The following is a 13,393-nucleotide window of genomic DNA, read 5'->3' as shown; positions in this document are numbered from 1 at the left end:
AATCCATCAAAAGCGTGGCATGAACGGACAATACCGCACGGTCGTGCTTCCGTAGTCTCCCCTTCCAGCCAGCAGCCTCCGCCGTTTGCGCCTCCGCTGCAGTACCTGCATCACCTCACCGCTGCACCCGCGTTTCACTCACCCTGCGTTACTTACACCTCGGAGACAAGAGATGAAATTTTGCAAGTGGAAGAGCTGCACCCTGGCCCTGGCATCGAGCCTGGCACTGGCCGGCGCCCTGCCGGCCCATGCCGGCAACACCGGCGTCGCGTTCGTACATGGCACCGGCAGCCAGACCAATGCCGCCAAGGACTACTGGACCCAGGAAATGATCGACTCGGTCCGGCAAGGCCTGCCGAACCAGTCCCTGTACGTGGTCGTCAACTGCGACTTCAACCAGTACATGTGGGCCAGCGCGGCCGGCGGCTGCCTGGCGGACCAGCTGCACCGCTTCATCGTCAACAACGACATCACGGACCTCGTCGTCGAAACCCATTCGAACGGCGGCAACGTCATCCGCTGGATCATGTCCAACCCCACCCAGGACAGCCGCTTCCCCGCCATCATCCGGGCGATCCGCTGGGTCAATGCGCTGGCGCCGTCGTCGCTGGGCACCCCGCTGGCCGATGCCGCCATCAGCGGCAATGCCTTCGAATCCTCGGTCGGCTGGCTGCTGGGCTTCAAGAACGACGCCGTGCGCCAGCAGCAGGTCAGCTGGATGGCCAACTACAACAACACGATGTTGTACGGCACGGCCGGCCGTCCCGCGTTGCCCAAGCCGTTCCACAGCGTGGTCGGCACCGACGTCAACAGCTCGCCTTTCGACGGCGACAGCTACTGCGGCGGCTATGCGGAAAACGTGGGCCTGGAAGTGACGCAAGGCTGGCTGAACAGCTGCTCCGACGGTTTCCTCGAGTGCACCAGCCAGTCCGGCGCCGGCAGCCGCTGGTTCTACGACAAGGACCGCACCAACGGCGCCGAGCCGCTGTCGCACAACCAGAGCCGCCGCAAGTGCTTCGGCCTGGACGTCATCCTGCGCAACGACATCTGAGGGAACCATGACCATGCAACTGAAACTGCTGGCAGCCCTGTGCTGCACCACCCTGGCCGCCCACGCCGAACTGCTGCCGCAACAGGCGGGCGACCTGACGCCGGCCGCCCTGCGCGCCGCCCCCGCGACCGCCGCGCTGGCGGCGAAGATGCCTGCCGTCGCACGCGAACCGGTGTCGTTCAGCTGGGCCTCGCGCGCCGCCGTCGCCACGCCGCAACCGTTCGTTGCGCAGAGCCGCGAGGCCTACTTCACCGTGACGGGCGCGGAGCTGGAACAAGGCGTCGCGCTGCCGACCACCGCACCGCGCGCCATCGTGCGGCTGCAGCCGGTGGGCGAGGCCTCGATCCGCGAGAACGAGGCGATCCACCCGTCCGCGCTGATCCTGATCGACGCCGCAGGCCGCGAGCGCAAGGCCGGCGATGGCATGGAGACGCTGGTCTCGGCCGACCGCCTGGCCAAGGCCGACCTGCCGTTCGCGTCCGGCACGTCGGCCTTCCGCCTGAGCGCCGATGCCGGCAGCGGCCCGCTGCGCATGCGTGCGCAAGGCCTGTCGCCAGGCCAGCACTACCTGGTCAATGTCGTCGAGCCGGACAGCCCGCTGGCGCTGACGATGCAGACCACGTCCGCCGCGTACCTGCAGGGCCAGCAGCTGACCGTGCTGGCGCAGCTGCAGCACCAGGCCGGCGAGAAGGTGGCGCCAGGCAGCATCGACGCCAAACTGGTGTCGCCGGCCGGACGCAGCTACCCGCTGGCATTCAAGCGCGGCGCGGACGGGCGCATGGCGGCGGTCGTCACGCCGGCTGCGATCGACGCGGCCGAGCCGGGCCTGTGGGAAGTGCAGGCCAACGTGGAGGCGACGGTCAAGGGCCAGCGCGCCCTGCGTTCCACGCGCTTCGCCGTGCCGGTGGCCTTGCCGACGGCCAGGCTGACGCGCAGCGCCGACCTGGCGGGCGAGAACGGTGCCCTGACCGTCAAGCTGGGGATCGAGGCCGCCAGCGCCGCCCGCTATGAGGTGCGCGGCGTGTTGTACGGGACCGTGCAGGGCACGTTGCAGCCGCTGGCCGTCGGCAACGCAGCGCAGTGGGTCGAGCCGGGCCAGGCCACCATCGGCCTGCCGTTCGACGCCACGCTGCTGGCCGGCAGCACGGGGCCGTACGAGCTGCGCGACCTGCAGCTGATCGACCAGGGCCGGCTGGCCGTGCTGCAGCGCCAGCAGCTGGCGCTGACGATGGCCGAATCGGACGTGGCGAAGCTGGTGCCGCAGCGTAGTGCCGTGGCGCTGCCGTCGTCCGCCCGGATGAAGAAGGACGTGGACGCGGGTGCCGCTGCGGGCGACAACCAGTAACTCGCAACAAGATCGAAATCGGGGACAGCCTCCGATTTCGACTCGCAACGCTCGAAGATGGTGATGAAATTGGTGGCAGCCTCAGATTGCGCACGCTTGGCGAATCGGAGGCTGTCCCTAATTTGCGATTGCGCAAATTGGCAAATTGGAGGCTGTCCCCAATTTCATGCAAATTGGAGGCTGTCCCCAATTTCACGGATTGTTTCCTCAAAACCCGGGTCTGTCCCGGGTTTTTCAGTCGCGCAGGCCGCTGGCCAGCCGCGGCGACGACAGCAGTTCCTTGAACGCGGCCCAGCGCTGCACGCGCGCCTGTGCCGGATCGGTGCTGGTGACGCGCCGTTCGACCCACGCCTTCACCAGGTCCTTGCCCAGGTTGTAGTTGATCACGTAGCCGCGCACCGCGTCGTAGAACTGCACGCGCTGGCCGGCCTTCTCCGGCGGGTACAGCGCCACGTCGGTCAGCCACTCGATGGCCTGTTCGCGCGTCAGGCGCCCTTCCAGGTATTGCATGGCGATGTCGTTGTCGGCGTAGCTCAATTGCCCCAGCAGCTTGACCAGGCTGCCGTACTGCGCCGCCAACGCGGGATCGAGGCCGGCCAGCGGGTACAGCACGTCGCGCTCGAACGCCACCCGTTCGTCGTCGGGGAACGCCATCTCGATGCCGTAGTTGGCGCTGCCCTCGGCCACCAGCGACATCGGCGAGTACAGCGGATAGACGCTGAACTCGACCCAGTTGCGCTCCTTGACGAGGGACTGCTCCAACAGCGCGTTGTAGACGTGGTGGCCCGGGTAGCCTTCGTGGCAGCCCAGGTCCACGGCACGCTCGATATAGATCGGGAACTCCGTGTTGATCTGGATCAGGCTGTGGGCGTCGCCCTTGTACCAGTTGTAGCCGGACCAGGGCTTGCCGGTGACGAATTCCAGCACGAAGCTTTCGTTGGCAGGCAAGTTCATGAACTTGGCCGTGCGCGCCCGGCAGGCCGCGATGGCCGCGTCCATCACGGGTTTCAGGCGTTCCTTCGGAATGGCGAAGCGGGCGCGGAAGGACTGCACGCGCTGCGGCAGCGGCCCCTTGCCCGGCACCAGCTTGTCGATCCGCGCCAGCAGCTTCTCGTAGTGGGCGCGGTCATGGTGCGGCGTGACGGCGTCGTACAACAGCGCCGTCTCTTCGTCGAACGTGAATTTCTTCCCCGCCAGCATGTCGACACGGGCCGTCATCGCGCGCAGCTGCTTGGCCAGGAACTCGATGCGCAGCGCTTCGTCGGGATTGGCGGCCTGCTTGCCTGCCAGGTCGGCGATGGCCGACTGCGTGGCGGCACGGATCGAAGCCAGGTCCTGCTTGTCGCGCGCGGCCTGTTCCTGCAGCGCGGGCGGGCCGTAATAGGCGTCCACGTAGTCCTTGTCGTGCTGGCCGACGGCCAGCACCAGCTTGCGGTAACGTTCCGCCACATCCTGCACGGACGCCGCCGTCGCACTGCCCGCCAGCAGCAGCGCCAGCCCTCCCGCCACCGCGCCCGCGATGGCTTTCACCGCCAGTTTGTTCATGTCCCCTCCCGCTTGATGGAAGCGGGTGAGTGTAGTGGAGGCGCCCCGTCAATGCAATCGTAGGGATCGCGCACGATCATCCGGGCCGGATAGGCCACCTCGATCCCGCGTTCCTTCAGGCCGCGCAGCACGGCCAGCAGGATCGACTGCTGCGTGTCCATGAAGACGAAATAGTCCGGGTTCTTGATCCAGTAGATCACCTCGAAATTCAATGACCACTCGGCCAGGTCGCGCAGGTGGGCGCGCTCGAACGACGCGGTCTTCTCGTGCGCTTCGATGATGCCCTTGATCATGGGTGGGATTTCTTCGAGCTTGGCCGGGTCGGTGGCGTAGTGCACCCGCAGGGTGAAGGCGGCGCGGCGTGTAAACATGCGCGTCTGGTTCAGGATGCGCGCCTTCAGGATGTCGCCGTTGGAGAAGATGACCTGGTCGCCGCCCAGCCCGCGCAGCCGCGTCGTCTTCAGGCCGATGTATTCGACCGTGCCCAGCTGCTCGCCGACGATGATGAAGTCGCCCACGACGAACGGCTTGTCCAGCACGATCGACAGCGAGGCCAGCAGGTCGCCCAGGATGTTCTGCACGGCCAGCGCCACCGCGATACCGCCGATCCCCAGGCTGGCCACGAGCGTCGTGATGTTGAAGCCCAGGTTGTCCAGGATCATCAGCATGAAGACGACCCAGACCACGAGGCGCAGCAGGAAATCGATGATGGCCGTCGAGGCGGCGCTGGCCACGCTTTCCGTCCCCATGGCCGCCTGGCGGTAGCGGCCGCGCCACGCGCGCACGGCGGTGTCGGCCCAGATCGCGGCCTGGATCAGCATCGCCGAAACGGCCACCCGCCACAGCCACAGCTCGTACTTGCGGGGGAACTCCAGCATCAACGAACCCAGGTACAGCGCCAGGATCAGGATGAAGACCGTGTAGGTGGCCCGCAGCAGGCGCAGGAACCAGTCGTCGACCCGCGTTTCGCTGCGCTCGGCGACCTGGGCCAGCCGATGGATCAGCAGGTAGCGGGCGGTATACATCAGCACGGCAGCCGCGAACGCCACCGCCACCGCCGCGCCCCACTCCTCGATCGAATTGCCCATGAAAACCAGCCGCATGCGTACCCCTCCAATCCTGTGATCAGCACTTCAGTTTACCGAAGCGGCTCGCAGCGCCGCGCACACAATGCGGTCCATGGCTGGCCGGCATGGCCCGTCCGAACTGTTCAGTTACGGGAGGCAATACGGCGCCAACGTTTTAGTTTTTTCGCCATACTTCCTCCCTCGTTCGACTAGCTCACCAATAACATGAAAAATGATGACGAAATTCAAAGCCAGGTGATCGAGTTATGGGGCGGACTGGAAGCAACGGTCAACCGCGTGCGCGATCGGTATTTCAGTCAGATGGACCAGAACGGGCACAAGACCAGGATCAGCGACCTGGACCGCTTTGCGGCCCTGGGCATCAAGGCGATCCGCTACCCGGTCCTGTGGGAGCTGACGGCGCCGGAAGGCGTCGACAAGGCCGACTGGTCCTGGGCCGACGAACGGCTGCCAGCCCTGCGCGACCTGGGCGTCGCGCCCATCGTGGGCCTGGTGCACCATGGCAGCGGCCCGCGCCATACCAGCCTCGTCGACCCGGCGTTCGGGCCGCAACTGGCGGAGTATGCGGGCGCGGTGGCGCAACGCTATCCCTGGGTGGAGTACTACACCCCCGTCAACGAACCGTGCACGACGGCGCGTTTCGCCGGCCTGTACGGCGTCTGGTACCCGCACGGCAAAAGCGACCTGGTCTTCCTGCAGGCGCTGATCAATCAATGCAAGGGCGTCGTGCTGTCGATGCGCGCGATCCGCGCCGTCAACCCGCAAGCCAAGCTGGTGCAGACCGACGACCTGGGCAAGACCTACAGCACACCCGAACTGTCGGACTGGGCCGACTTCTACAACGAGCGGCGCTGGCTGGCATGGGACCTGCTGTGCGGCCGCGTGGACGAGGACCACGCGCTGTGGTCCTACATCCTGAAAAGCGGCATCCCGGCCGAGGATGTGCTGTGGTTCCGCGACAATCCCTGCCCGCCCGACGTGGTGGGCCTGAACTACTACATCACCAGCGAGCGCTGGCTGGACCACCGGGGCGAGCGCTATCCGGCCCGCTACGTGGGCGAGCATGGCTTCGCCGACATCGAGACCGCGCGCGCACTGGCCACGCCGACCCCGGGCATCGGCCCGCTGATGGAGGAAGTGTGGGAGCGCTACGGCCTGCCGATGGCCGTGACGGAAGCCCATATCGACGCCAACCGCGAAGACCAGCTGCGCTGGCTGCACGAGGTGTGGAACGCCGCGCACGACGTACAGAAAAAAGGCGGCGACGTGCGTGCGGTGACTGTCTGGTCGCTGCTCGGCTCGTACGACTGGAACTGCCTCGTGACCGAATGCCATGGCTACTACGAGAACGGGGCCTACGACTTGCGCTCGCCGGAACCGCGGCCGACGGCACTGGCGCGCCTGATGCAGGAACTGTCCACGGGGCGGCCGCCATCGAACCCGGTGCTGCAGGGGCTGGGCTGGTGGCGCCGGCCCGGCCGCTTCCTGTGCCCGCCGGTGGCGACGAGTGCCACGGTCGCTGCGCTGCCGGCCGAGCGCCACACGGCGCAGCGGCCCGTGCAGCCCATCCTGATCAGCGGTGCCACCGGCACCCTGGGCAGTGCGTTCGCCCGCATCTGCGAGGAGCGCAACCTGGCCTTCCGCGTGCTGACGCGCCAGGAGATGGACATCGCCGATCCCGCTTCCGTCGAGGCGGCCATCGAGCGCTACAAGCCGTGGGCCATCGTCAATGCGGGCGGCTACGTGCGCGTGCACGACGCGGAGCAGGACAGCGAGCGCTGCATGCGCGACAACGCCCAGGGCCCCGTGGTGCTGGCGATCGCCTGCGCGCGCCACCAGGTCCGGCTGCTGACGTTCTCCAGCGACCTGGTGTTCGACGGCAGCAAGGGCAGCCCGTATGTCGAGAGCGATCCCGTGGCGCCGCTGAACGTGTATGGCCAGAGCAAGGCGGAGGCGGAGCGGCGCGTGCTGACGGTCAATCCGGAAGTGCTGATGGTGCGCACCAGCGCGTTCTTCGGCCCGTGGGACCAGCACAACTTCGTCACGCTGGCACTGCAGGCGCTGGGCGCGGGCCGGCCGTTCACGGCGGCGGACGACCTGGTGGTATCGCCAACGTACGTGCCGGACCTGGTGCAGACGTGCCTGGACCTGCTGGTCGACCGCGAGCGCGGCATCTGGCACCTCAGTAACGGCGAGGCCGTCAGCTGGGCCGAACTGGCGCGCCGCGTGTGCGCGCTGGCCGGCGTGGACAACTCAGGGCTGGAGGCGCAGCCGTCCGCCGTCCTCGACTACCAGGCCGCGCAGCCGCGCTTCTCGGCGCTGGCCAGCGAACGGGGCAACCTGATGCCCACGCTGGACGATGCGCTGCGGCGCTACCTGCAGGCCGTGGCCGAAGTACGGGAAGAAGGCGACACCCACGTGGGCGCCGCCCAGGCCGCGCATTACGGCGGCGTTTGAGTCCGTGCGACGGGGCAAAGCTGGTAAGGCTTTGCCTCGGCGCCGGTGAACGCGTCGTGCACCGTGCAGGCGCCGGCGTCGATGCGCAGGTCATACCTGGCCAGCACCTCGGCGCCGCGCCGCACGATTTCGGCATTCTTCTGCGCCACGTCGATGCGGTATTGCGCCTGCGTCTCCAAGGTGCAGGCTTTCCCTGAGCCTGCCGGCGCGGGCACCACCTGGACACGCTGGCGTACTTTTGTCAGCAGCCATGCCAGGCGTTGGCAGCCGTGTTCGTCGTCCATCAGCCCCAGCCCGTCGGCCAGTGCCAGGCGAATCGCCAGGCGCCGCCGGTTGTCGTCGATTGCGCCCGACAACAGCGTGTAGTGGGGGCCGCGCCGGCTGTCGATGGCCTGGTGGATGCGGGCCACCCAGGCTGGCGTCTCGGGGAAACTCTCCACCGACACCACCCGGATCTGGCGCGGGAACAGTTCGACCAGCCAACCCAGTGGCGGGTCCGCGATCGGGGTCACCAGCACCGTCTGCTCCGGCTGTGCGAAGGCAGGCACGTCGGCACGGAAGCTGTCCCAGGCCCAGTCCGAATGCCCCCACGTACTGAACGGGAACACCACCAGCGTGCAGGCCGCCAGCACCCATGCCGCCGTCCGCCGTGCGGCGACCGTGTTCAGCAGGCCGTGCAACAGCACCCACGCGACCAGGGGGGCCAGCAACTCGAGCGGGATCAGGTAGCGGTAGATGCCGAACAGCTTCATCCACGCCAGGTACGACACCAGGAAAAAGACCAGCAGGAAGCGCTCGCGGGGCTGCGGCAGCGCCGCGCCACCGCGCCGCCACAGCAGGCGGGCCGCCAGCGCCAGGCCCAGCACGTAGACGACGGGCCAGATCAGCTGGCGCAGGGTCAGTTCCGACACCCGCTCGTAATCGAGCGTGAAGACGAACGGCCATGCCAGCGCTTCCCAGAAGGTCTTCGGCACGTGGATATCGTCGATGACGCCGTAGGTCAGCGCCAGCGGGCTCTGGAAGATATTGTTAAATTGCGGGAACAGGGGATTGCCGAAGGTCTGCCACATCGTGGCGAACCACCAGCCGGCCGTGATGGCGATACCGGCCAGCACGGCCACCCCGAACAGGAAGGCCAGCCGCAAGCGTGCCCGCCATGGTGCGGCCACGGTGAACAACGCCAGGCACAGGCCGGTGGCGAACGTGGCATTGGTCAGTTTCAGGCCCGTGCCGAGACCCATGACGAGGCCGGCGGCCAGCACCACCGCGTTGCCGCCACGCGGCGCCGGGAGCGCGTCCCAGCCGCGCAGCAGGATCAGCACGGGCGACAGGATCAGCAGCGCCGTCATGTTGTCGCCCATCGAGGAGCCCAGCTGCGCCAGGAAGCCCGCGCCGCATACGCCGCACACGGCCAGCAGCAGCGGTGCGCTATGGCGTTCGGTGGGCGCCAGCCGGTTCAGCACCTGCGCGGCGATCGCCAGCACGAGCAGGAAGTTGAGCCCGTGCAGTGCGCCCATGACGAACCCGACCAGTGGGCCGGGCAGGTAGGTGACCAGGCCGTAATACAGGAAATCGAGCGTCGGATTGAAGTAGCTTTGCCAGTGCCCGGGCGCGATGTCGAAGCCGATCCTTCCATGCAGCACCGCGAACGGGTTGTACATGTGGTAGTTGCGCATGTCCCAGTTGTCGTCCTGTCCCAGCAGCACGGACAGCAGGCCGAACAACAGTGGCGCCAGCCAGGCCGCCTTGCGCCAGGCCGAAGCGGTATTGAGCCGGGCGCAGTGGCGCCCGAACCAGGCTTCCAGCCTGGCGATCGGGGCGGCGGGCCTCACGCGGCCACCTGCGAGCGCTGCGCCGCCGGCTCATCCAGCCATGCGGCCGGCACCGACAGATAGGCGAAGTGCTTCTGCTCGATGCGCCCTTTCGTGACCGCATCCAGGATGATGCCGCAGGTGAGCAGCACGATCCCGAACAGCATCAGCGCCGTGCACAACACGGCCGTCGGCAGGCGCGGCACGAGGCCGGACTCCAGCCACGTCAGGACCAGCGGCACCGCCAGCCCGACCGACAGCGCCACGCAGGTCAGGAAGCCCAGCGAATAGAAACCCAGCGGTTTTTCCGACTTGAACAGGCGCAGGATTGTCAGCAGGGTCTGATGCCGTCACGATAGGTGCTGAGTTTGCTGAACGAGCCAGGTGGGCGCGACTTGTAGACCGTTTCCACTTCCGCCACCGGCATGCGCAGTTCCAGCGCGTGGACCGTCAACTCGGTTTCGATCTCGAAACCGGTGGAATGCGCGGCGAACGACTTCACGTAGCGGCGCGAAAACACGCGGTAGCCGGACAGGATGTCCTTGAACGTACGCCCGAACAGCGTCGACACGCAGCCCGTCAGGAGCCGGTTGCCGAAGCGGTGGCCGAACCGGTATGCCGCCCGTTCCTCGGTGACGCGGCTGCCAACCACCATGTATCGTCGGTGGAGTTGTTGTCGAATACGTAGATGCGTGCACCGGGCAGCGCGGCGCGAAAGTCGCGCACGATGGCCGCGATCGTCGCGGCCTCGGTGAAGCAGGGGACCAGCACGGCGATGCGGGGTTGCGGGGAGTCGGTCATGACGCAATGACGGGAAACTGGAAAGCGCTATTATAGTAGGCGCGCTGCCTCCTCCCGCGGGGCCGGGTCAGCTGGTCGCCCGCAGATGCCGCGCCAGGTCGGCCAGCCGGTAGGGCTTGCCGACGAACGAAAACTCCGCGCTGCCCGGCTCCTCGTGCTGCAGCGCCGCCTGCGGATAGCCGGAGGCGATGATGATTTTCATGTCGGGATCGCGCTCCCGCGCGGCACGGGCCAATTCCAGCCCCGTCATCCCGTTCGGCATCATCATGTCCGTAAACAGCACGTCGATGCCGCTGTCGCGCTCGAGGATGCGCAGGGCCGCCACGCCGTCCGGCGCCGTCAGCACTTCATATCCCATCGTCTCGAACAGCTCGCACGCCACCGCCATCACGAGCTTGTCGTCCTCCGCGATCAGCACCCGCTCGCTGCGTACGGCCGGCAGCCCCGCATCGACCGGCCCGGCCTCCTCGACGGCCGGCAAGTACAGGCTGATCGACGTACCCTTGCCCAGCGCGGTCTCGATGACAACGTCGCCGCCCGACTGCGCGATGAAGCCATACACCTGGCTGAGGCCAAGGCCCGTGCCCTTGCCGACCGGCTTGGTCGTGAAGAACGGCTCGAATGCGCGCGACACCACCTCGGGCGGCATGCCGGTGCCGGTATCGCGCACGGTCACGCACACGTAGCGCCCCGGCGGCAGCGCGCCCACCTGGTTCGCGGCGAGCTCCACGTTGCGGGTCTCCAGCGCCAGCGTGCCGCCATCGGGCATGGCGTCGCGCGCGTTGACGACAAGGTTCAGCAGCGTTGCCTCGAAGCGGGCCTCGTCGACGGAGACGCTGGCGAGGCGCGGCGCCAGGTCGAACAGGAACGAGACCTGCGGACCGCTGGCGCGGCGCAGCACGGGCTCGAAGGCGCCGACCAGCGTATTGAGCTGGTGCGTGGCGGCCGCCAGCGGCTGCTGGCGCGCGAACGACAGCAACTGCTGTGTCAGCAGCGCGCCCCGTTCGACGGCGCGGCGCATGCTGTCCAGGACCCGGTTGGCGGTGCTGCCGGGCTGCTGCGCGTGCAGGATGTCGATACCGCTCGACAGCACCGCCAGCAGGTTGTTGAAATCGTGGGCGATACCGCCCGTCAACTGGCCGATCGCTTCCATCTTCTGCGCCTGGAACAGCGCATTGCGCGTCTGCTCGAGCGATTCGGCCGCCTTGCGCTGTTCCGAGATGTCGCGCGTGATCTTGGCAAAGCCGATCAATGTGCCCCGTTCGTCGCGGATCGCATCGAGCACGGCGTGGGCGAAGAAGCGGGTGCCGTCGCGCCGCACGCGCCAACCCTCGCTCTCGTGGCGCCCCGACTGGCGGGCCGTTTCCAGGGCCTGTTCGGGCAGGCCGGCGGCGCGGTCCTCGTCGGTGAAGAAGCGGCTGAAATGGCTGCCCACCACCTCGTCCTCGGCAAAGCCCTTGATGCGCTGGGCGCCGGCGTTCCAGTTGGTGATGACGCCCTGCGGCGAAAGCATGTACAGCGCGTAGTCGGTGACGCCCTGCACCAGCAGGCGGAAGCGCTGTTCGCTCTCGCGCAGCGCTTCCTGTGCCGTCATGCGGTCCGTCGTGTCGCGCGTGATCTTGGCGAAACCGACCAGCGTGCCGTCCGGCGTGCGAATCGGATCGATCACCACGGTGGCCCAGAAGCGCGTGCCGTCCTTGCGCACGCGCCAGCCTTCGCCTTCGAAGCGCCCCTCTTCGCGCGCGGCGCGCAGCGCCAGCTGGGGCAGGCCGGCCGCGCGGTCCTCGTCCGTATAGAAACGCGAGAAATGGCTGCCGATGACATCCTGCGCTGCGTAGCCCTTGAAGCGCTGCGCGCCGGCGTTCCAGCTGCTGACGTGGCCTTCGGGATCGAGCATGTAGATGGCGTAATCCGTAATGCTCGCCACGAGCAGCTCGAAGCGTTGCTCGTAGCCGGTCACCGCGGGGGCTGGAAGGTCTCGTTATTCATCTTGTCCTGTTGGCCATTCTGACTGTCGACTGCAATGGTCCGCCTCGATTCTCGCCAATTGTAACGCCATCCGTGCGTTGGGCCGTCTCGTTACCGGCTACCATGCGGCGATCCGCATTCACGTCCGCCACCATGCTCCGCCATTCGTTTGCCGCCCTGTTCCTGTTGCCGGTCCTCGCCAGTGCCGGCTTGCCGGCACCGGCCCAGGAGCCGGTGCCGAACGTGGTGGTCACGGCCACCCGCGACCCCGTCGACAAATCGTATCGCAAGATGGTGCGCGGCATGGACCGCTTCGTGCGCCAGCAGGCCACACTCGCGCCAGGCGCGACGCTGCGTTTTCGCCTGCTGCCGCGCCTGCCCGGGACCCGCATGGAAGGCATCGCGCTGAAAGTGGTCGGCGATACGGTCACGCTGCCGGTCGCCGTTGCCCCGGACAACAGCTTTACGCTCGAGCGTGACGAGCGCGCCTGGCGCGAGGATGCTTCCCTGGTGGCCAACCGCCGCACGACCAGCATGACGTGGCGCGCGGACGTGCGCAGCCCGGGCGTGCCGGACGGCCAGCGCCGCCTGGGCGACCTGCGCCTGGAATGCCTGGTCGGCATGGAGGCGGGACTGATCTCGAACAATTCCCATCTGTTCGCGTGGCTGTCCAATCTGCTGACGGACCCCGACGAGGTCTGCGGCAATGCCGAAGGCAACTACCTGTTCTTTACCGAGCGCCCGGTGTTTGCCGTCACGCTGCGGGCGGGCGAGCGCAGCGCGCAGTTGCCGCCGCGCTTCCTGTACGCGGGCGGCAGCCAGGCGCCAAACGACCTGCCCTACTGCGACTGCCAGGTGCTGCTGGACCGCAGCTACTACGCACCGCTGTGGGACCGCGGCTGGCCGGACGACACGCTGCTGTCGTTCGAGTACATGGACGAGCCGGCGCCGCCGAACGCCCCTTCCGCGCCCGGCATCGCACCGGGCCAGGACCGGGCGCAGGTGCGGGAGACGCTGGGCACCGGCACGGAAGTGGACTTCGGCAATGGGCTGCAGGCGTGGCTGTACCCGCCCGTGCAGCGCAAGTTGCAGCCGGGGCAGCTGCAATACCTGGTGCTGTTCGGCGCGGACGGGCGGGTGGTCAAGAGCCGGGCCGCCCTGCCGTTCAAAAGGGACTAGGCAAAGCGTCAACCGTGCTGCTATAATTGCGCGCCTTGGCCTGGTAGCTCAGTTGGTAGAGCAGAGGATTGAAAATCCTTGTGTCGGTGGTTCGATTCCGCCCCGGGCCACCAAGAATATCCAGCGAACGCCGATCCCCAGGGGTCGG

General features: G+C 67.4%; 8 protein-coding genes, 1 tRNA gene and 1 pseudogene. 5 read left to right on the top strand and 5 right to left on the bottom strand.

The window, feature by feature from the left end; translation table 11 throughout:
• Positions 1–172 precede the first annotated feature (172 nt).
• Together PX653_RS25350 and PX653_RS25345 are read left to right on the top strand one after the other, a co-directional pair.
• Complete coding sequence (locus PX653_RS25350; RefSeq protein WP_277415414.1) at positions 173–1,051, top strand: hypothetical protein; 879 nt, start codon at positions 173–175, stop codon at positions 1,049–1,051.
• A gap of 13 nt (positions 1,052–1,064) precedes the next feature.
• Positions 1,065–2,396: a DUF4785 domain-containing protein gene (locus PX653_RS25345; protein ID WP_277415413.1), complete on the top strand. Its 1,332-nt coding sequence runs from the start codon at positions 1,065–1,067 to the stop codon at positions 2,394–2,396.
• A 234-nt stretch (positions 2,397–2,630) separates the two neighbouring features.
• Here PX653_RS25345 and PX653_RS25340 read toward each other — a convergent pair whose 3' ends face one another.
• Complete coding sequence (locus tag PX653_RS25340; protein WP_277415412.1) at positions 2,631–3,941, bottom strand: hypothetical protein; 1,311 nt, start codon at positions 3,939–3,941, stop codon at positions 2,631–2,633.
• The gene (locus PX653_RS25335; RefSeq protein ID WP_277415411.1) at positions 3,938–5,044 is read right to left on the bottom strand and encodes a mechanosensitive ion channel family protein; all 1,107 of its coding nucleotides are present in this window, start codon (positions 5,042–5,044) and stop codon (positions 3,938–3,940) included. The genes PX653_RS25340 and PX653_RS25335 overlap by 4 nt, the downstream gene beginning before the upstream one ends.
• Before the next feature lie 189 nt (positions 5,045–5,233).
• Here PX653_RS25335 and PX653_RS25330 point away from each other — a divergent pair, with 189 nt between their 5' ends.
• Positions 5,234–7,486: a sugar nucleotide-binding protein gene (locus tag PX653_RS25330; RefSeq protein WP_277415410.1), complete on the top strand. Its 2,253-nt coding sequence runs from the start codon at positions 5,234–5,236 to the stop codon at positions 7,484–7,486.
• Here PX653_RS25330 and PX653_RS25325 read toward each other — a convergent pair.
• The 3 genes and pseudogenes from PX653_RS25325 to PX653_RS25315 form a co-directional block, all read right to left on the bottom strand.
• Positions 7,471–9,318 carry a glycosyltransferase 87 family protein gene (locus PX653_RS25325; RefSeq protein WP_277415409.1) on the bottom strand — a complete coding sequence of 616 codons (1,848 nt, stop codon included), beginning with the start codon at positions 9,316–9,318 and terminating at the stop codon, positions 7,471–7,473. The genes PX653_RS25330 and PX653_RS25325 overlap by 16 nt on opposite strands.
• Positions 9,315–10,098, bottom strand: a pseudogene (locus PX653_RS25320) (glycosyltransferase family protein). Before PX653_RS25320 ends, PX653_RS25325 begins: the two are co-directional and overlap by 4 nt.
• Positions 10,099–10,165: 67 nt before the next feature.
• Positions 10,166–12,058, bottom strand: coding sequence for a hybrid sensor histidine kinase/response regulator (locus PX653_RS25315; protein ID WP_277415408.1), 1,893 nt, complete (start codon positions 12,056–12,058; stop codon positions 10,166–10,168).
• A 161-nt stretch (positions 12,059–12,219) separates the two neighbouring features.
• On the opposite strand from PX653_RS25315, the gene PX653_RS25310 reads away from it, so the two are divergent.
• Both PX653_RS25310 and PX653_RS25305 read left to right on the top strand, forming a co-directional pair.
• Positions 12,220–13,245 carry a hypothetical protein gene (locus PX653_RS25310; protein ID WP_277415407.1) on the top strand — a complete coding sequence of 342 codons (1,026 nt, stop codon included), beginning with the start codon at positions 12,220–12,222 and terminating at the stop codon, positions 13,243–13,245.
• A 37-nt stretch (positions 13,246–13,282) separates the two neighbouring features.
• Positions 13,283–13,358: transfer RNA gene (locus PX653_RS25305), tRNA-Phe, on the top strand.
• Positions 13,359–13,393 lie beyond the last annotated feature (35 nt).

This window comes from Pseudoduganella chitinolytica, from assembly GCF_029028125.1.
Classification (GTDB): Bacteria; Pseudomonadota; Gammaproteobacteria; order Burkholderiales; family Burkholderiaceae_D; genus Rugamonas; species Rugamonas chitinolytica.
The sequence above is the reverse complement of the archived record's forward strand: the minus strand, read 5'-3'. Positions and strand labels throughout refer to the sequence as shown.